At 59.4% G+C, this 18,257-nt stretch carries 16 protein-coding genes and 2 pseudogenes; 9 read left to right on the forward strand and 9 right to left on the reverse strand.

Translation table 11 applies throughout. From position 1 onward, the window contains the following. Nucleotides 1-220 precede the first annotated feature (220 nt). The 3 genes and pseudogenes from CO675_RS27540 to CO675_RS27550 form a co-directional block, all read right to left on the reverse strand. A pseudogene (locus CO675_RS27540) lies at nt 221-928 on the reverse strand (GntP family permease); the annotation flags it as partial. Next, entirely contained in the window at nt 871-1,200 is a 330-nt protein-coding gene (locus CO675_RS27545) for a hypothetical protein (protein WP_198964764.1), read from the reverse strand. The pseudogene CO675_RS27540 and the gene CO675_RS27545, both read right to left, overlap by 58 nt. A gap of 107 nt (nt 1,201-1,307) precedes the next feature. After that, nucleotides 1,308-1,628 carry a hypothetical protein gene (locus CO675_RS27550; RefSeq protein ID WP_245452941.1) on the reverse strand — a complete coding sequence of 107 codons (321 nt, stop codon included), beginning with the start codon at nt 1,626-1,628 and terminating at the stop codon, nt 1,308-1,310. Between the two features lie 402 nt (nt 1,629-2,030). On the opposite strand from CO675_RS27550, the gene CO675_RS27555 reads away from it, so the two are divergent. The 3 genes from CO675_RS27555 to CO675_RS40170 all read left to right on the forward strand — a co-directional run bounded on the left by CO675_RS27555 (nt 2,031) and on the right by CO675_RS40170 (nt 5,109). Beyond that, a complete protein-coding gene (locus tag CO675_RS27555; RefSeq protein WP_097674976.1) occupies nt 2,031-3,659 on the forward strand; it encodes an acyltransferase family protein in 1,629 nt (542 codons plus the stop codon). 211 nt (nt 3,660-3,870) lie between these two features. Then, complete coding sequence (locus CO675_RS27560) at nt 3,871-4,077, forward strand: cold-shock protein (protein WP_018270149.1); 207 nt, start codon at nt 3,871-3,873, stop codon at nt 4,075-4,077. Between the two features lie 618 nt (nt 4,078-4,695). After that, the gene (locus tag CO675_RS40170) at nt 4,696-5,109 is read left to right on the forward strand and encodes a hypothetical protein (protein WP_143279148.1); all 414 of its coding nucleotides are present in this window, start codon (nt 4,696-4,698) and stop codon (nt 5,107-5,109) included. 455 nt (nt 5,110-5,564) lie between these two features. Here CO675_RS40170 and CO675_RS40175 read toward each other — a convergent pair whose 3' ends face one another. Continuing rightward, nucleotides 5,565-5,867 (reverse strand): hypothetical protein, encoded by a 303-nt coding sequence (locus CO675_RS40175; protein WP_143279150.1) that lies wholly within the window; start codon nt 5,865-5,867, stop codon nt 5,565-5,567. A 336-nt stretch (nt 5,868-6,203) separates the two neighbouring features. Here CO675_RS40175 and CO675_RS27575 point away from each other — a divergent pair, with 336 nt between their 5' ends. From CO675_RS27575 to CO675_RS27585, 4 genes are all read left to right on the forward strand, one after another. Next, entirely contained in the window at nt 6,204-7,031 is an 828-nt protein-coding gene (locus CO675_RS27575; protein WP_097675046.1) for a type IV toxin-antitoxin system AbiEi family antitoxin domain-containing protein, read from the forward strand. Then, a complete protein-coding gene (locus CO675_RS41575) occupies nt 7,028-7,648 on the forward strand; it encodes a nucleotidyl transferase AbiEii/AbiGii toxin family protein (RefSeq protein WP_245452942.1) in 621 nt (206 codons plus the stop codon). The genes CO675_RS27575 and CO675_RS41575 overlap by 4 nt, the downstream gene beginning before the upstream one ends. After that, a complete protein-coding gene (locus CO675_RS41580; protein WP_245452943.1) occupies nt 7,645-8,010 on the forward strand; it encodes a hypothetical protein in 366 nt (121 codons plus the stop codon). Before CO675_RS41575 ends, CO675_RS41580 begins: the two co-directional genes overlap by 4 nt. Before the next feature lie 766 nt (nt 8,011-8,776). Then, entirely contained in the window at nt 8,777-11,248 is a 2,472-nt protein-coding gene (locus CO675_RS27585; protein WP_245452944.1) for an NEL-type E3 ubiquitin ligase domain-containing protein, read from the forward strand. Between the two features lie 292 nt (nt 11,249-11,540). Here CO675_RS27585 and CO675_RS27595 read toward each other — a convergent pair whose 3' ends face one another. The 3 genes from CO675_RS27595 to CO675_RS41585 all read right to left on the reverse strand — a co-directional run bounded on the left by CO675_RS27595 (nt 11,541) and on the right by CO675_RS41585 (nt 13,888). Then, entirely contained in the window at nt 11,541-11,762 is a 222-nt protein-coding gene (locus tag CO675_RS27595; RefSeq protein ID WP_097674979.1) for a hypothetical protein, read from the reverse strand. A 243-nt stretch (nt 11,763-12,005) separates the two neighbouring features. Further along, complete coding sequence (locus CO675_RS27600; RefSeq protein ID WP_097674980.1) at nt 12,006-13,103, reverse strand: Fic family protein; 1,098 nt, start codon at nt 13,101-13,103, stop codon at nt 12,006-12,008. Between the two features lie 575 nt (nt 13,104-13,678). Then, the gene (locus tag CO675_RS41585) at nt 13,679-13,888 is read right to left on the reverse strand and encodes a hypothetical protein (RefSeq protein ID WP_075969274.1); all 210 of its coding nucleotides are present in this window, start codon (nt 13,886-13,888) and stop codon (nt 13,679-13,681) included. Nucleotides 13,889-14,055: 167 nt separating this feature from the next. Here CO675_RS41585 and CO675_RS27610 point away from each other — a divergent pair. Together CO675_RS27610 and CO675_RS27615 are read left to right on the forward strand one after the other, a co-directional pair. Next, nucleotides 14,056-14,392: pseudogene (locus tag CO675_RS27610) on the forward strand (HipA domain-containing protein); the annotation flags it as partial. 216 nt (nt 14,393-14,608) lie between these two features. Next, on the forward strand, nt 14,609-14,911 hold the full coding sequence (locus CO675_RS27615) for a hypothetical protein (RefSeq protein WP_097674981.1): 303 nt from the start codon (nt 14,609-14,611) through the stop codon (nt 14,909-14,911). Nucleotides 14,912-15,128: 217 nt separating this feature from the next. Here the strand turns inward: CO675_RS27615 and CO675_RS27620 are convergent, their stop codons facing one another. Next, entirely contained in the window at nt 15,129-16,142 is a 1,014-nt protein-coding gene (locus tag CO675_RS27620) for a hypothetical protein (RefSeq protein ID WP_097674982.1), read from the reverse strand. A 1,319-nt stretch (nt 16,143-17,461) separates the two neighbouring features. Beyond that, nucleotides 17,462-18,169 carry a glycoside hydrolase family 12 protein gene (locus CO675_RS27625; RefSeq protein WP_245452945.1) on the reverse strand — a complete coding sequence of 236 codons (708 nt, stop codon included), beginning with the start codon at nt 18,167-18,169 and terminating at the stop codon, nt 17,462-17,464. Between the last annotated feature and the right edge of the window lie 88 nt (nt 18,170-18,257).

Genomic DNA, 18,257 nt, shown 5'->3' on the forward strand with positions numbered 1-18,257 from the left:
TGCGCGCCACTTGCCGGAATGTTCACTCGTCTCCGGCTCAGAGGCTGAGAACCGCGGTAACCCCTGATGGGCGCCGGCTATGCGTAGCTCGCTGGCGCTGCCCGAGGCGGTAAGGTCGCACGTCGATACAGGCCAATCAGGCCTTCAATAACGGCTCACGAGTTCGAAGTCGGCCCTTACGGCGGACAAGATCGCGTCGATAGCGTCCTCGTCGTCCCTCCTAGAATGATCCGATCATCGAACCCAAAAAAATGGCGAGGGCCAAGGCGATGATCGGCCCAACGAGGTTGGCCATCACCATATCGAAGTAGCTCTTGCCATGGGTCGAACCGCAGACCGCAAGCAGCGTCACGACGGCACCGTTATGCGGTAGGCTATCGAGGGTGCCGGAACCGATCACGGCAATGCGATGCATGAGCGCGGGGTCAATGTGAGACGTCTGGGCAATCTGCAAATAAGTGTCACCAAGGGCATCGAGCGCAATGGTCAATCCGCCGGAGGCCGATCCGGTCAAGGCAGCAAGAACGTTTATCGCGATGGCGAGAGAGACGATAGGACCGCCGGAGATCGACAGTACCCAGTCGCGCACCGACACAAAGGCCGGTAGCGCAGCGACGACGGCTCCAAAGCCGACGAGGCTCGCCACGCTGAAAATGGGGAGCACCGAGGCGTTTGCGCCGGCATCCATGCTCGCCCTTAGATCCGTCAGACGGGCTCGATTGAGCGCGATGAGCGTCGCCGCGGCGGCGGCGAGAGCGACTGCGACTGACCACACCCCGGCGACGCCGGCAAGGGATGTCTCGCCCCAGCGCTCCTGCGCGAGGAACGAGAAATCGAGCCGTGGCAGGATCAGGAGCGACATCAGCAGATTCACGCCCACGACCACGAGAAGCGGGATGATCGCCGTGCCGATCGGTGGCGGCACGTCGCCAAGGATTGCTGTGCCGCCTCAACCAGTTTTGGCCTATTCTCATCAGCCCAGCTCAGTTCGGCGTCGATCAGCTCTTGCAGACCGGCAAAATAGCCGCCGGTCCGCCAGTCGCCGTCAGTGACGGATAGGTCGGAACTAGAGCTCGCGAGTGCCGATTCGATCGTCGGCACCGGTGCCATGCCGGGCTCCGTCTTCAAAATCGTGATCGGACTGATCTCGACAGATGACGATATGGCCGGAGCGATGCGCTGCTGGATCAAATCAACCATCTTACTCTCCCGAAACGTCTCACAAAGGAGGGTGGTCGCAAGGACCACCCTCCGATGCCGCTATGCTCTCATCAGCTAGATGCATTCAAGCACCCGTCGAACCCACCCTAAAGCGTACCCGTGTACGGAGTGGTGGTGCGGATGGTGGTCTTGATCTCAGCGATCTTCTTTGTCATCACGTTTCCTTTCCTTCTCTGGCACGCCAGGCCAAGCGAAAGCGCGGTCAGTCGTGCAGGAAAAGAATAATGAGTTGCTGCACCAATCCGCAGCGAGATTCCTTGACCGTCGCTGCCAAAGAATTTGAAAGCGCGGCTCAGACTGGCGCTACCAAACGCCCCGATCTGGCGCTTGGACCCGCTGCAACCGGAGCTGGGCTTGGTCGTGCGTCGCCGATCGGTTCGTTGCTCTGCTCTGACCTGGACCTGCATCGGGCACCTTCGGTGCCCCAACCTCGCCTCGCGCAACGAGCAAACCGACTGGCAACGGCCCGTCATTTTGGGAAGCGCTCCGGGAGAATGCACGGGTTTCAGCAAGTATGGCGGCGACCGGTCAAGGGACGTGCCTTGCGCCAGAGCCGGTCGAGCGCAAAATATTCGAATCCGAGCCCCTACCAGAAGGCAGAGCTTCAGCGTTAGCGGGCTTGCCAATAAGGTACTGCAGTTGCTCTGATTAGATTTGAGCTACCGAAGGAGTCTGGCTGATCGCATGGCACGCATCGCGCGATGCGATCGGTTCTCCTTGCTTCTATTGCGTTCTCTCCCAGCAGACTGCCCTTGTGCCATCGATCGCCAGGTTTTTTGTACCCATCGCGCAAATGACGAGCGACATCGATGGTTAAGCAGATACCCGCGCTGACCGGAATCCGGTTTGTCGCGGCAGCAGCAGTGGCATTGTCTCACGGTGGAAGCCTGTTCCTTGAGGGTACCAGTCTGGCACTCGATATCAGCATCGGGACGCTGGGCCTGCTCGGAATGTCCGTCTTCTTCACGCTGAGTGGCTTTGTCATTCAATATAACTATGGCAGCTCGATCGCCGGCAGCCCGCGCAAAGCGATCCCGGAATTTCTCGTGGCGCGCATAGCGCGAATCTATCCTCTGTTTGTTGTTCTCTTTCTCGTTGAACTTCTGACCGGACCGATGGTCTGGCCCTGGCTTCTCGGAACTAAGTCGGCGGCCGAGGGATTTTCGTGGCACATTGTCCCGTTTCAACTCGGGATGATTCAAACCTGGTTCTTTGCAAATGTAGCTGGTGTTGCTCCCGTCTGGCAGTACGAAGCGATCGGCATCGTCTCCTGGTCGGTCAGCACCGAATGGTTCTTCTATCTCGTGTTTCCACTCGTTTGCCCGCTACTTGCGCGGATCAGAACAGTTCTTGCGGCGACCTTATGCGCGATTGGCGCAGTCGCAATCGAGCTTGGCATCGACCTTGCGGTGCTCATGCTTCAGGATCGCATCAATCTGTTTGCGCTTCACGCCTATGGGACGGATTCGGCTTTGCCGAACTGGAAGAACACGCTCATCCTCTGGATCGTCTACTTTTCGCCCTTTTGCAGGGTATGGGAATTCGTGCTCGGCTGTTGCTTGGCGAAGCTCCATGAAGCGTGGCTGGCGCAGGATTTCAGACCATCTCGAGCTCTGCTCGATATCGCCGCAATCGTTGGTGTCGGCGCGATAGGCTGGGTGTTCTGGTTTACCGCCCACAAAGCGCCATTTGGGGCGACCATGAGCCTGTTCGATATTGCACGCAACAATATCGCTCTGGCGGCACCGGTGGCGCTCATCCTTGTTGCGGCGGCTCAGCCGGTCAGCAGTGCGGGACGGCTGTTGTCGGCAAGGTGGCTTGTCGTCCTCGGAGAGGCCAGCTTTGCGCTCTACCTTGTACACATCATCATCTACCAGCGTTTTCCGGCGGTGCGTTGGGAAACCGCAAGCCAACTGCTTGGCCATCTCGGCGCGCTTGCGCTTGCATTCACTCTAGCCACTTGCGTCGCGATCCTGCTGCATTTTGGCTTGGAGATGCCGGCCAGAAGACGAATTCGCAGCTGCTATCAGGCGGCCTCGCCGGAACAGCGCAGGCGCCTGGTACGATTGGGAAGTGTTGGCCTTGCCACTCTCGTCGGTGCGGCCGCAACGTATGCGCTGCGCGATGCGGCGGGGGACGCCGTCACGCAATCAGGGATTTCGGTGGTGTCTGCCACATATGGTGGCAATTGCCGCTGGATCTCGGCGCGTGGCAACGCCACGGGTGCGGTTGCAGCAGCCTGTAACGGCAAGGACGCATGCACTTTCAATGCCGCCATGGTGCGGATTGGTGATCCTGCTCCGGGTTGTGCGAAGCAGTTTACCGCAGCCTGGTTTTGCAAGGGCGACCGGACCATTCGCTCCAGCTCGGCTGCGGATGAGCGTGCCATGATCTCCGCTCTACAACTCTCCTGTAGCGCGGTCACGCGCGCTGAATGAGCCGAAGGTTCAGACGTCATTCGGATTCCGAAGCCCTGAGGCGAACTGGCTTCAGCATTAGGCCTTGCTGCCGGCCGCGCAGGGCCGCGTAGGCTGTACGACAAAGAGGTCGCGGACGTGACGGACGTAGCGAACCAGCGTCTCTTTGTCCACCTTGATGGCTGCGAGACTCTTCGCTAGATCACAACGGTTCACTTAAGGAGATGCCGCCGTGGCAATGGGTATTGTGAAGTGGTTCAATTCGACCAAAGGTTATGGCTTTATTCGGCCGGAGGACGGAAGTGCCGATGTCTTCGTGCACATCAGCGCCGTCGAAAAGGCCGGTTACACCACCCTCGAAGAGGGAGCCCGGGTAAGTTACCAGCTCAAGGCAGGCCGTTCGGGCAAAATGTCAGCCGAGGATCTAAGGGTTGGCTGATCCAGTTCACCTCCGGATAGCGTCTGCCTGCTAGGTGTATTCTTGTACCTGCGTCTGGCGATGTCTCGTCACCGGAGCGCCGGACGCTTACCGTACGACTGTCGTTTCCAACCAAGGCTATGCCGCAATACTGCTTGAAGTCTTGATTCAAGCCGTCGATTGCCAATGCCGGGGCAGTTCCAGATTTTTTCTTTCCTCGTGCAGTGTGGGCATGGCGGGATATCGTCGGTAGCAATGAACGGTCCGAACCGTACGCTCGTGCCCGGCAGGCCGAGAGGTACATGTATCGCCCGAAGTCACGATGCGCCGACCGGCGCTCCCGATCGAAGAGCGATGCTGTAGCGAACGAAGGAGCTCCCACAGGGAGTTCGTCCGTTATGGACGATGGGCGCGCGGCGCTCCGGCTGCGGGTCTGTCCTGCTACGCTGACGTACCGGCCCTCGATGAAAAGTCGTGCATTAGCTTGAGCGAGGGCGAGGTCAAATCCCAGGAGCTGGCCCCGCGGGATTAGCCAATATAGTTGAGGTTAACGGCGTCGTGCTGTTGACGATCCGCCCCTGACATTGATCCATTGCAGGGGAACTGCACACACACACGCAGGCATCGGAGACACGGCAAGTGTCCTTCCAGCTGACCGTCCTGAAAGTATTGGCCGGCCAGCCTGGCGGGCGGGCTTCCGTTGCCGAAGTCCGACGCGCCGTGGAGATCCTGATGAACAGCGGCCGTGACTGGACCGATCGCATGAAGCGGTTGGCCGAACATGCGCCGGACCTGAATATCTTTTCGGCGAAGTTTGTCTTTCGCGATGCGTTCGGCTGGGAAATTACCGAAGACGGCCGGCAATTCCTCTCTGCGCTCGAAAGGGCCGTCGCCGATCAAAGAGAGTCACCTCGATCAACGATCGATCCCTCGCGCAGCGAAGTCGCTGCGCAAGCGGTCACAGATGCGGCAAAATCACTTACCCTCCGCAGTCGTCGTCAGAGGCCGCGGCGACGCCGCAGGAAAGGTGGATTCAATCGACGTACAGCATGAAGCGGGAGCCCGACCAGGTGCGAGGCGCGCACGGCAGCTGACCTTGGCAAAAATGCTATCGATCTCGCGCAGCGTCGATCAAAACTGCGGAAAATATCTTGCAGTGTAACCTGGGTCATATGCAGCTCCACTTCTTCACGGGCATTATCCGGAAGGCAGTTTCGGTGGGGTACTATGGACGACGAGTTTTGTAGAGAGAGGGCGCGAACCGTGCGGGAACTTGCTGAGCAAGCTGACCCGTTCATCAAAAAGCGCTAGTTGCAGTTGGCCGCCAATTACGAACGGCGCGTTGGTCAGCCAGAAAGAGCAGACCGAGATCGCGCTGACCTGCTGGCAGTAGGGCGGAACTCCCGTGTCATTGGCTATAACCGACTTACTAAGACGGTGAGCCAAATATGAGGTTGCCGCAGTCCTTACACCATTCGCAGCGCAAGTGCCCGACTTCGCGAGCCCTATTAAACATCGCGTTGGTCGCGCTCGCCGAGAAGATACCGGACGCGCTGAGCGGCGTGGTGAAGGAAGCGCGGGCCGGCGAACTGAAGGAACCGGCGCTCGATGCGATGCTGGACGGCATTTCGGCACGCTGCGAGGCAACCGTGAAACAATACGGAGCGACCACCCGCGACGGCGCCGGGACCTGTGTTGCTCGTTTGCGGTGGCCGCCCGAGAGGTCGCCCCATCAGGTCTAGCCAGCTTTGGGTGCTGCCGATCATCGGGCCTTCGGGCGCAAAGAAGTCCATATCGATGTCGATCGTCATCGACGATATTTGCGCGAGAGATCGTCAGAAGGCGACGTCCCGGTACCCATCGTTACTAGGCGGGGTGTTCAAGAATCCGAAAGCTTTTCAGTCGGCGACCGTTGAGCGGCCGCAGCGGCATTGGGTAATGCCGGCGGCGCATGATGGCGCCGGTTTTGTTGCCCGATTGCCGCCCATCGGACCGGAGGGGCGGACGAGGGCCTCTCGATCGGTAGCTCGGCAATCGTGTTGGTTGTAGTTTTTGGGGTATTATATACCCTATTGTACGCATTGAACTCATTATCTTTTGCGGAGTGTAAATTTTGGGGTATAATATACCCCAAGGAGCGCATCGAGATGGTGGGACCGAAAGGGAAAGTTGAAAGGTTTCTGTCCTCACATCCGGTCTTCACCCGGACCCAGTTCCGTAAAACCGTGTCTCCCGGCCAGCCGCTCTCGTCGTCGGACTCATTGCTTAAGTACCACGCCGCCTCCGGACGAATACGCCATGTCGCGCCGGGTGTGTATGCCTCCGTCCCGCCGCACCTGGATCCGGCGAACTTCCATCCCGACCGGATTCTGGTCGCATCGCGCATACGCGACGATGGTGTCGTCGCGTACCACACCGCACTCGAACTGCACGGGCTCGCCTATTCGGAAAGCTCTCAGACCCAACTCCTCAGCGGAGGTCGCCCGGGCGAAATAAAAACGCTCGTTGGTCCCGTCAGGTTCGTCGCGCAACCCGCCTCGCTGCGCCGTCGCTCCGAGGAAATGTCCGGCACGCTCACGATGGACCGCCGCGGTCTCGACATTATCGCGACCGGCGTTGAGCGAACGCTCGTCGACTGCATCGAGCGCCCGGACCTGACCGGCGGCGTCGAGGAACTCGCGAACGCGCTCCACAGCGTCAAAGCGTTCGACGTTGGCAAATTCGCGAAGTTCGCGCTCGGTCGCGACAACCAGACGCTCGTCGGCGTGTGCGGTGCCTGGCTTGAGAGCCGGAAAGACGATCTCTTCGTCGACACGCAGGTATTAGACGAACTGAAGCGTGCCGCCCCGCCGGCACCAAGACCTGCGTTGGGAAGCGACGCCCGAGGCCATGCGATGGAAGGCTGGAACGTCGTCCTGCCTCCGGATTTTCTCAACCCGTCCTTCGAAGGGATGTCACCGGAGATGATGCCGTGATCTCGGTCGAACGCCTCGAAAAGATTGCCACCGACGTTTCGTTCCAACCGGCCTCGGTCGAGCGCGTCATCCGGTTGATCGACGTGCTCCACCAGATCGCGAATGACCGCGAGCTCGGGAAGCTGCTCGCACTCAAAGGCGGCACCGCGCTCAACTTATTCTATCTCGCACTCGACCGGCTTTCCGTCGACATCGATCTGAACTACGTCGGCGCCGCGGATAGGGAAGCCATGCTGCGGGATTCCAAGATCATCAACACGCGCCTTCCCGCGCTCCTGCAGAGCAAGGGGTACGAAATCGGCCGCGATCCTTCCGGTGAACACGCCGGCGGCAAATGGCGCTTTAGGTACGTCTCGGCCTATCAGCGCCCGGGCACGCTGGAAATGGACGTGAACTATCTCTTCCGGACGCCGTTCTTCGGCTGGGACAGAATGAATTCCGCAAAGCTCGGCGACTACGAAGCAAAGAACGTCGGCGTGGTCGACCTCCACGAAATCGCCGCCGGCAAGATCGTCGCCCTGGTGGCCCGGCGGGCATCGCGCGATCTGACGACGCCTGGAGGCTGCTGCAGAATGAAAACATCGATTGGGCGCAAGTTAAGGTCGGAGCGCTTGTGATCGGCGCCGCCTCCAGGGATCTGGATTGGTGCACGGTGTCGCTGAAGGACTACAAATACGATCTCAACGACCTGAACAACAAGCTGCTGTCCGTAGTCAAGAACGGCATGTTTGACGCGGAGGGCGGCCCGAAGAAATGGTGCGACCGAATCCTAGCGGAATGTCAAGAAAAACTGGCGCCGCTCTTCAAGCACGATGACGGAGAGCTGGCCTTCCTCGACGCGCTCTACGACCGCGCAAGCATCGAAGTCGATACGCTTCCTGCGAACGACGATGTGAGAAAACGCATCGAGGCCTTTCCCGCGCCCCGGTGGAAAGCTCAACATGTCTCGCAGCACCTCGGCCGGAAGCCCGGCATCTGACCGACGAGTTCGAGACGCGAACGTCAAGCCACCACCGGCTCCACGATGTGATTGAGGACATTCAACTCGGTCTCCGTTGGCAGTCCCGAACCCACCTAGTCCAAGGAAGTGCAGGCAGACACCGACATCCTCCGGGGCACCGCCGAGGAAGGCGTCACCGCGCCCCGCTGGGCAAGAGATGCACCGCGATGCGGCCGTAACGCAGTGAAGGAATGCCCGCACTTGCATGCTTGAGCGGACGGAGGCGCAAAGGAGCCGCGACGGACGCGAGCGCGTGAATATAGTCTGCGCGATGATGATCCGGGACATGGGCGCGCCGGCCGCCGATGCCCTTGAACAGGCGAACGCCCTGTCGTCGGCGTCGAGCACCATCTCCTGCGTCTCGCGCGGATAACCCGCCCAGCGGCGACTGTCCCTCACAAGTCTTGCAGACCTGTGTGGCGTCGACCGGCGGGCGTCATGATCGCAGCGCATTAGACTAGCTTCAGCTTGGACGGAATTGACCATGAGATCGCCACCAGCTGTCTTCGGCGTTGCCGGCGCCCACAAGCGCGGACGTTCTTCTTAGAAATCTGCTTCTCGAAGTTCCGAGATGGTCCGGCATCGGCATGTCGAACTCCAGCGCGGGCAATCAAGCGCTAAGCGTCCCGCAGGACAGTTACGCTCGTTCTGATTCCTCGTCAGCTTCTCGAAAGCTAAGCCTCGTAGCGAGAACGTATTTATCCAGCTTCGACGTTAGCTAATCGTATCTGTCAAAGGAGATGGGATGGATCCGTTCAACAAGCTCAACCCATTCGAGGCCCCAGATGTCGATCGGGCGTACTATCATGGGCTGGAAGAGCAGCAGACGGACGAAGCGGGGTTTCCGCAGCACCTGAACGAGTTGCATCCGCACGGGCGCCCGCCCTCCAGTTCAAATAGGCTCGGCGACGCGGACGTTGTGTCGAACAGAGATGCGGATCCTTTGGGAATGCCGCATGAGGGTCGCGTCGGAGAAAGCACTTCGCAGTTGGCCTCAGATCCGCCAGGCCGCTTGGAACAAGGGGGCCATCACCACCATGTGCTCTTTGCGGCCGCGGATCGCGGTGGCCAGTTGCCAGCCGGCAGTTTCAGTCTGCCGGATTATTGGCACGGCATGGATGCGGCTGCCGATTGGCCGACGCATAGTGTCGGCCAGGAGGAGCATTCGTGGGCGGAGGCCAGTGACGTGGCGCCGGAGTGGGCAACGACCCCCGCAAATCCTTGGCAGCAAAATCTCGGGGCAGCAATTCTCGGCCGACGGCCCCTGCCAGGTGACGCCAATACCTCAACAGGAGGCGGCCGGCTCACCCCGGCCGCAGCGCAGTGGACCGAAACATTGCATGACACACGGGCCTCTGGCCCTGCAGGCGGTGCGGCGGACTTCGAAGGCTCCGTCCTCAGGGAATCGCGGCTCGACCAGATCTTGGACAAATGGGCCTGCGATGAGCGGCAGGCGGAAGGCGAGGATAGGCAAGAGGCGGTAAGACGAATAAGGGCCTGGGGCGAAACTGGCGACGTCTATGCAGGGCTGGAGCTGCAATACTTAGGCCTGACGACATTGCCCGACACCCTTCCGCCCGGGCTCCAATCGCTCAACGTGAGCGACAACGAGCTGGTGCACTTGCCTGACATCCTCCCGTCTGGACTTCGGACGCTCGGCGCCAGCAACAACCGAATGACTCGCCTGCCCGACGCCCTCCCGACGGGACTCCAGTCACTCGTCATCGGCAGCAACCAGCTGACCGGGCTGCCCGACACCCTCCCGGAGGGTCTTTCGACACTCGCCGTCAGCAGCAACCGGCTGACCAGCCTGCCCGACACCCTGCCGGTCGGGCTCCAGGACCTCGATGTCCGCGGCAACCTGCTGACCAGCCTGCCCGACGCACTCCCGAGCGGACTTCAGTTGCTTGCCGTCGGCGGCAACCGGCTGACCAGCCTGCCTGATACCCTCCCGCCCGACCTCCAAGAGCTCGAAGCCGATGGCAACAGGCTGGCGAGCCTGCCCGACACTCTCCCGGCCGAGCTCCAGTTGCTCTTCGCCCGCGATAACCACCTGAATAGTCTGCCCGAGACACTCCCGCCCGAGCTCCAGAGACTCCACGTCAGCGGCAACAGGCTGACGAGCCTGCCCGAGACCCTCCCGGCCGAGCTCCAGGTGCTCGAGGCACGCGACAACCGGTTGATCGGCTTGCCGGAGACCCTGCTAACCCAGCTAGGTTCTGGGTGCATGGTCTATGTGGATGACAATCCGCTGCCCGAGCAGGTGCGGACGAATTTGGCGGGAGCTCTGAATGCCCCGAACTATGCTGGCCCGCGGGTCTTCTTCTCGATGGGCGGGGGAACGGCGGTGGATCAGGAACGGCCACTAGCCGAGGCGGTAGCGGACTGGTTGAAGGGCGAGCCGGAGGCGATCGCCGCCTGGCAGAACTTTGCCGACGAGGCGGGTGCCCCGGCATACGCGCTCTTCCTCGACAAGCTGCAGAAGACTGTGAATTATGACAATCCCGAGTTCCGACAGGCGGTGGCCGAGGATCTGCGGCAGGCAGCGATCAGGCCGCCATTGCGCGAGCAGTTTTTTCAGCTGGCTTTCGGGGCGAGCGAGACCTGCCAGGATCGCATCACCCTGACCTGGAACGGCATGCAGACCGCACGTCTGAAGGCTGATGTCGAGGATGGCACCTATGACGATCGGCTCGGTGAACTCATCCAGCAAGCGCGGGTCCTGTTCCGCCTGAATGCGCTCGATTCGATCGCCCGTCAGAAGGTCAACTCGCTCCGGTTCGTCGACGAGATCGAGGTCTATCTCGCCTATCAGGTCAAGCTACGTGATCGGCTGGACCTGCAGCTCATCGCGCCGGACATGCGGTTCTATGAAGTCTCCTACGTCACTGAGCACGATCTCACCGCAGCCGAGACGCAGGTGCGGAATCAAGAGGAGGCGGGGTTCGCCGACTATCTGGCGACTCACTGGCAACCTTGGGAGACGGTGGTGAGCCGGATCGCCCCCGAAGCCCATGCACAGATGCAGGTCCGGCTCAGGGAGGCGATGGACGAGGAGTTTCCGAGACGCCTTGAGCAACGGCTCGCAGATCATCACCTAACCGGAGACAGCGAGGCCGAGGTGCAGCTCGGAGCCCAGATCCGCGAGGAGATCGCCCGCGAGATTAAGGGCGCACTGATGCGCCAGGTGCTTGGGGACCGCGGGCTTGAACTGTGAAGCGGCCATGCAATTGCGAGGGGCGTCGATCTTGTTTCCACCCGCCCCTCGCTACGTCATGTTGTTAGCTGTCCCAAATATCAAAGGCGGTGTCCCAAGCGCCGCCGCCAGGCACTTGCTGGCTCAAGCTCGAGGTCAAACTCTTGATGGAGCTGAGCGGCTTTCCGACGTTGAAAGTCTCGTGCGGATAGCTCTTGATGCCAGGAGTGTTAGGCTTGTTCGACCACACGTCCCACTGAGTGGCGGCTGGGCCGGGGCATCCAAAATGCTCGCATGAAGATCGGCACAGAGGTTAGCTATCGCGGGCGTATTTGTTTTGGAACAGAATGTATTTTTCGAAGCTCTTGAAGATTGCTGATTTTTCTTTTGCAACGCGACTGAAATCAGCTTTGATCGCGCCGCTACCCCGCTCCTGGTCGGTCAATTTTTCCGAGACAATCAAATGAACTTCTCGAAGATGTCCGCAAATGTAAACGTCTGCATTCTCCGCCTTCAGCTGAAAATCCCAGTGCATGATGTATCGCTGTCATCTTTGCGTCGCAAGTTCTGAAAGCCATTCGGTTGACCAAACCGGGGTCTCAAATAGGCGGAAAAATCAACGGGCTTCAATTTGGCGCGGACTGCGAGGGTTTCGCGTATGCGTTCATTGGAACTTCTTGCTAGCGGACAAGAGCTCGGCCATCTCAGCTCGGGTGCTGGCGCGCCACGTTTCCGCTTTTCAGGCCGCCATGAATATCCTCTTAGGTCGCTGATGTGTTCAGGCTTCGTCAATCAATGAATAGCTCGTACTACGCCCGCCGGCCGCGTCTTTCGCCAAAACGCCCCTGGCGACGAGATCATCGATGTCCCGCAGGGCCGTATCCTGCGATGATTTGGTAAGCTGTGCCCATTTCGAAGATGTGAGCTTGCCTTCAAAGCCCTCGAACAAACGCTCAATCATCGCCCGCTGTCGGTCGTTAAATTTCTGGTTCGCTTGCTTCTTCCAGAAGTGGGCTTTCCGTAGAACCGAGGCGAGGATGGTGTCGGCGCGATCAAAGGCCCGGTCAAGGCAGTCCAGAAACCACTCCAGCCAAACCGTGATGTCGAGATCGCCTTTCTGCGTGGCGTCGAGGATATCGTAATAGGCGTTCCGCTCCTGCCGGATCTGCGCTGACATGCTGTAGAAGCGCTGTGAACTGTTCTCTGACCGCGCCAGCGCCATGTCGGAAATCGCGCGGGCGATACGACCATTGCCGTCTTCGAACGGATGGATGGTAACGAACCACAGATGCGCCATGGCAGCCTTGATAACTGGATCGATGTCCTGGGTACCGTTGAACCAGCCGATGAAGGCTTTCATCTCGTCAGGAAGCAAACCAGCTTTGGGAGCTTCATAGTGAACGCGCTCGAGTCCGATTGGCCCCGAGACAACCTGCATCGGCCCCGTATCCTCCGTGCGCCAGTTCCCGACGGCGATCTTCGTCATGCCGCTGCGGCCCGTCGGAAACAAGGCGGCATGCCAGCCAAAGAGACGGTCAGAGGTGAGGGGAGCGTCATATCTGCCGGTGGCGTCCAGCATCATCTCAACGATGCCCTCGACGGGCGTCAAGGCGCCGATATCGACACCCAGGCGGCGCGCAAGCGATGATCGCACCTGATCGCGGCTCAGAACCTCGCCCTCGATCTCGCTCGACTTGGTGACCTCCTCGGTAAGGGCCTCAAGATTGGCTTCGGCTCGCAGCCGAACGCCGAGCTCTTCCATGCAACCGGTGAGACGACCCTGCCGGTTACGGACAGCTCCCAGCTTCTGGGCCAGCTTTGAGCTATTCCAGGTAAATTTCGGCCAGTCTTTCAGCTCGTGGATATAAGTCGCCATTCACCGCACTCATGCGGAGAATATGCGCCTTATTCCTGGCAATCGTAATAATATTCTACGCACAAGGTGCGGAGAATAAGGATAATATTCTCAGCAATATCAATAAAATTAATGGCTTGCGCGTGAACCTGTAAGATGATCCCTGGCAAGCAAACGCTGAAATGGAACGATTTTATTCCACATTAGTGGATGGAGGTCTTATCAGGCAGTCTTAGGTTGAGTCGGTCATTGCCGTCGTCACCGAGGCGCCGCAATAAAATCCACGGGATTTTCATGAACGATGAAACCTCGCGAGCGGGTTCGGGCTGTCCTGGACAAGCGTAATGCCACCAAGCTTCGGCGTGGTCCAAGAGACTTTCCCTTCTCAGGGCTTATGAATTGCGGACACTGCGGCTGTGCCTTCGTCGGTGAGCTCCACAAGGGGGCGCCCGCGAAATTCCCCGAACTGATGGGCCGGCCGCATTTTTCGGAGAAGGTCCATCAGTGAATCGTTGCGGGGCTTCATCAGCAGTCCGGCCTTGTCTTGAAGGGTAGGGGTGGGCCAAGCGTATGCGCCTTCTTAACTAAGCTCTCGCTCAATTGACGTTGCCTGAGGGCTGAGCGGGTATCGGAGAGTCTTGGGCATCAAAGTATTCTTCGATCTCACTAACCGCTCTCTGCTCCCATTCGTCGGCCTGCGTCAGCAATGAGACTCGCTGGAGTGGGCGAAATGCTGCGGCTTGACGGCACAGCGAAGCTATTGCGCGGTAGCGACGCACGTTTTCCAGAATTGCCGATCCTGTCATGTTTGATTTGCCCATTCAGCTTACAGCGCGAACATGAGGCGGATCGATTTTCGATTGGTTAGCGGCCGGCCCTGAAAGCATCCATGGTTGGCAAATCCTTGCGATTTCTGACCCCTCAACGCAGGACGTCAGATTTCCTAGCCGTTCAAGACAATCCACGTGAGATAAAAGCGCGGTTTTCCTTGGCGGGAGTTCAGATGAAGCTCTCCGTGATGAAAAATGCGGGCAGGGGGCGGCGGACTGAGTTTGCCCATCGGCGACAAGCAAGGTCAGTACATCGGAAAATTCCCTTCGCCCCATCTTGTCGGATTGTCGGAAAACGAGTTCGCCGTTCTGGCGCTGTCCGAAATCTTTGGAATGGACGTGCCGGAACGCGAGCTTGTCGAAAAATCCGATTTCGAAGGAATTCCCGAAGAATTCAACACATTGTCGACCGGCAAGGTCTTGCTGGTGAAGTGTTTCGACCGTGGACCCAAAGGTACCCGAATTCACATTCGAAGATTTCGCTCAGGATCTTTGGCCGGCAGCCACTCGCGGCGACAATTAGGACCCTGAGCTTAGGTCAGGTGTTTCCGCATGACTGACGCGGAAGCCGAGACGGCCTTCGCTATCCGTGGGCCGATATCGGGCGGCGAAGGTAAGGTTGCTGAGGTGGGCGGCGGCGGCTGAAATACTCCTCAGCCTGATTGTGCAAGCGCTGTCGAGGCTGTACGCCTCCTGATGATTGATCCGGCGCATGTCGGAGCGTTCATGCAGGCCATCCCAATAGGTGGCTCGCTATTTCGGCGACGTGAAGCCCGCCAACCTCAAGAGGATCGCGTTGACCGCCGCTTTAACCGTAACCAGAACGGCAAGGGCGAGGTCGCCATCCGCGAGCGCGGCGGCAATTCGGTCCCGTCCGTGTTCGGTTCCGAGAGGCGGGCCGCCGCTTTCATCAAGGCCGGGATCGCCAAAAGCACGGTCGTCAACGCCGACGAAGGGCGCCGGGCTGAGATCAATAGGCGTCGCGATGGTCCTCGATAAAGCAGAAGCTCACGTCCGGCTTCCGGCAAAAATCGCAATCAACCTCTTATGTCTCGCTCCATGCGCGGCCGTTCGTTCTCCTGGCGCAGCAGAGCGCCATTTCTGCCGTCACTTTCGGAATGAAAGCAGGTGGTCGGGGGATGTTGGTCGTGGAGACGATTGCGTCGAGAGGGACTGCCTGCGCAGCCGGGATGCCTGCCGAGGGCAGTCGCAGACCTCATCGTGACTGCGTGACCAGCTCGAGCTGGAGCGCGGCCAGAACGCTGATGTCGTGGCGGTGTTCGACGGCCTCGCCCGCAGCCTGCGCGGCCTGTACCAAGGTTGTCTCTTTGCGTTCGGTCATCAGTTTGTCGGCTTCGATTTGGGCCAGCTGCTTTTCACGCTCATCCGCGGGGAGCGCGGCGGCATCGTCGCTGTTCGTCTCGATCAGTTCGTTCACCTTTTCGGTCAGAGTGTCACGAAGGGCCCAACAAAGCAGCCCAATCACATCGGGAACCTGCCCAGATGCGGTGCCCACAACCCGCGTGTTCGCATCCGGGACGACAGCAATCAGATTGTGTTCTTGGAGGGTGTAAGGCCATGCGATCTCGCTCGCGTTGTCATCAATCATGGCCGATATAGATGGCGCCCCACGATCCGCCAGTCGTGCGATCAGCGCCGCGGCGTCTCGCTTCTTCGCCTCACTGGGAAATGGCGCACTGCGGATCTGGTGGGCGTGGGCTTCGAGCTCGCGGATGCGCAGGCGCAGACGCTCGAGCGCGTCAATGATCCGCTCGCCTCGCTCTAGAATATCCGACAGCGCGATTGGAGAGACGGAGGCAAGGCGCGCGGGCGACGGCAGGCCACCGGGAGACAGAAAGGCCCGGCAGCGGGATGCCAGGACCCCGCAGTTCCGCATGCGGGCAGCAGCGGTCGCCTCTCGAGCGATGAGGCGGCGCAACTTTTCGGTCAGCTCGCTGGCTTGCTTGTCGAGGTCACGGACTTGCTTGTCCTCCTTGTCCGCGCCGGGACGATGGGCGCTGCGAGTCAATATCAGCTGTTGGCGGTGGCTCTCGACGCGATGAAGCTCGGCACGAGTTGCGCGCATCTGCTCCTCAACCGGCAACCACGTTGAACGCGCATCCGCTGCACGATCCACGATCGCCTCAAAACGATGCCGAGCGCCCTCATCGGGCAGCAGGTCGGCGGCATCATTATGCAAGAAACTCTGGAAACCTACGTGATCATTCACTTATCGTCTCTCGCCGTTCCTTATCAGATGTCCCATTTTCGGGGCAATGACTCGCCGTGCATATTTCTATCCCACTTTCCTCCTCCCGATTGTCATCGCTGTGACGTCGATTTACAGATCGAACCAACGTCAAGGAATTTGCGCTCGTTGAACACGATGACGTAATTGCGGTCGGCTCTCGGGAGGAGGGTGCTCTCGCTATTGTCAAGCTCTGTCAATCAAACGACGCCAATTGACCGCCGCCGCCGACGAAACGTGCTGCTGCCCGGCTTGGCAAGAAACACCTTGCGCTGGGGCCTGAAGCGAGTTGATCTCCGATGGATGTACAATCGGCTTGATCTCGGCGAGGGCCCGATCTGGCGGCGGGCTCGGCAACGATGGGGCCATGTTGCTATGGTCTAGGTGGAGGAGGCAGCCCCGGTTAGGAATCGGTTGGTCGTCACCTCCCGATGGCATCATTCCACACCAGTCGTTCAGCAAGCTCTTTGACCGACGAGGATAAGCGCAGCCTCGGGCTTGGCTGTCCTGCGGAGGTAACGGGATTAAGTCCAGGGGCAGGTTCATCGCGAATCCTCACCGATGTTTGAACAATGCAAGGCAAGCCAGCCACGGCTCGGTGACCAAGTTCTGGCCGCTGCTCAATGTGATGCATAGCAATGACAGCCTGCGCCTAGGGCGGAGGTGGTCGGCTTCACCAGCGGGCACCATAAACCTTCGTATCGTTCCATGCCCCCTTTAGATGCCCGGCGTTTCCCTACGTTCAATTGAGCCGCCGATACGATGGTCTTATTTTCAGGATGCGCGGTAGCGCCCCGCTATCGCTGCCCTCCTTGGGCGTTCCTCCCTAGACTTGGGTCGCTTGCGGCAACGTGGGCGGCCCTTCTTTTGTAAGCGGTAAGAAGACGCCATCAGGCGGTTGGTTCCACCGCATGAGCGCGTCCCGCTGCTCTGCGAGTCATAAGCGATACGCTGAAGCGTTGCAGCTAACCAAGCGAAGGATCGACATTCTTCATCTTCATTGTCCGCAGCAGTGTTGTGGGCTCGCCCTGGCTCGTCGCCGCCGAAGTCTATGTCGGATTTTTTTGGCTACGGCATTGAAGCCTGGCCCCAATGTCGTGCCGCTGGTGCTGCTCTTGGTGCGGCTGTTGGGGCAGAAGCCAGTTGACCGATGTGGCAACTGTGCCAGAGCTTGTCCGTTCTGGCATCTCTGGTGGATGTGTCACTGGAGTCGGACCTTTCAAAAGTAAGCGGCAAGCTGAGCCCGTCAGTCGGCGCGGCTCAATGGCATGACTGCAGGCCAGCTCACAGCTCGTGGGCATTCACTTCGAGGTCACCGCCCAGTTGTTGAAATTGAAGTTCATTCCTCCTGGTGAAGAAGTAATCTCGACACCGTATTGGACACTACCAACCTTTATGTCGCCAAAGTAGCCCTTCGACTTGATCCACTCTAGGACGCTTTTGATGTCCACCGTGCCGTTGTTGGTCTTCGAGGTGCGGAGCAATGAGATGACCTTGTGACCGTTGAAGCCTTCAAACACGTTCCAGGTCGCTCCACCTATGTTGACATTGCTGTAGACCGGGATCGCGGCCCCCGAAGGGGCGTAATGATACGAGATTGGCTTAACGTTGCCGCCACCGTCGGGATTTCCGGTGTAGTTTGTCCAGAGCATGATTTCGTGCTCGTTTGAGGTGTCCCAAATATCGTAGGCGGTGTCCCAAGCGCCGCCGGCAGGCACTTGCTGGTTGAAGCTCGAGGTCAAACTCTTGATAGAGCTGAGCGGCTTTCCGACGTTGAAAGTCTCGTGCGGATAGCTCTTGATGCCAGGAGTGTTAGGCTGGTTCGACCACACGTCCCACTGATTGGCGGCGCTCACTGAAATCGTTTGAGGCCCAGCGCCCGCCCCCCATACGTCGTTGTTCCAAGAGTGGATACCGAGTGAAAAGCTTCCGTATGGAGCGCTCGACCTCCAAATCGGAGCTTTCGCCGACCCTGGCGCGGCAACTGATGATGGCCTGGCTTCATTCATGACCTGCGTAAATCGGTCCTGATCCGCCTGTATTTGGATCTTTCCCGTTGGGGACCCTGGCGAACCTGCACCACTTATCCGATTGATC

This window comes from Bradyrhizobium sp. C9 (genome assembly GCF_002532045.1).
Classification (GTDB): Bacteria; Pseudomonadota; Alphaproteobacteria; order Rhizobiales; family Xanthobacteraceae; genus Bradyrhizobium.

Excerpts from the sequence above, each read along its gene's own strand:
- CO675_RS27545 (WP_198964764.1), bottom strand. The coding sequence starts at position 1,200 with ATGGTTGATTTGATCCAGCAGCGCATCGCTCCGGCCATATCGTCATCT.
- CO675_RS27550 (WP_245452941.1), bottom strand. The coding sequence starts at position 1,628 with ATGCAGGTCCAGGTCAGAGCAGAGCAACGAACCGATCGGCGACGCACG.
- CO675_RS27555 (WP_097674976.1), top strand. The coding sequence starts at position 2,031 with ATGGTTAAGCAGATACCCGCGCTGACCGGAATCCGGTTTGTCGCGGCA.
- CO675_RS40175 (WP_143279150.1), bottom strand. The coding sequence starts at position 5,867 with ATGACGATCGACATCGATATGGACTTCTTTGCGCCCGAAGGCCCGATG.
- CO675_RS27575 (WP_097675046.1), top strand. The coding sequence starts at position 6,204 with ATGGTGGGACCGAAAGGGAAAGTTGAAAGGTTTCTGTCCTCACATCCG.
- CO675_RS27585 (WP_245452944.1), top strand. The coding sequence starts at position 8,777 with ATGGATCCGTTCAACAAGCTCAACCCATTCGAGGCCCCAGATGTCGAT.
- CO675_RS27595 (WP_097674979.1), bottom strand. The coding sequence starts at position 11,762 with ATGCACTGGGATTTTCAGCTGAAGGCGGAGAATGCAGACGTTTACATT.
- CO675_RS27600 (WP_097674980.1), bottom strand. The coding sequence starts at position 13,103 with ATGGCGACTTATATCCACGAGCTGAAAGACTGGCCGAAATTTACCTGG.
- CO675_RS41585 (WP_075969274.1), bottom strand. The coding sequence starts at position 13,888 with ATGACAGGATCGGCAATTCTGGAAAACGTGCGTCGCTACCGCGCAATA.
- CO675_RS27615 (WP_097674981.1), top strand. The coding sequence starts at position 14,609 with ATGATTGATCCGGCGCATGTCGGAGCGTTCATGCAGGCCATCCCAATA.
- CO675_RS27625 (WP_245452945.1), bottom strand. The coding sequence starts at position 18,169 with ATGAATGAAGCCAGGCCATCATCAGTTGCCGCGCCAGGGTCGGCGAAA.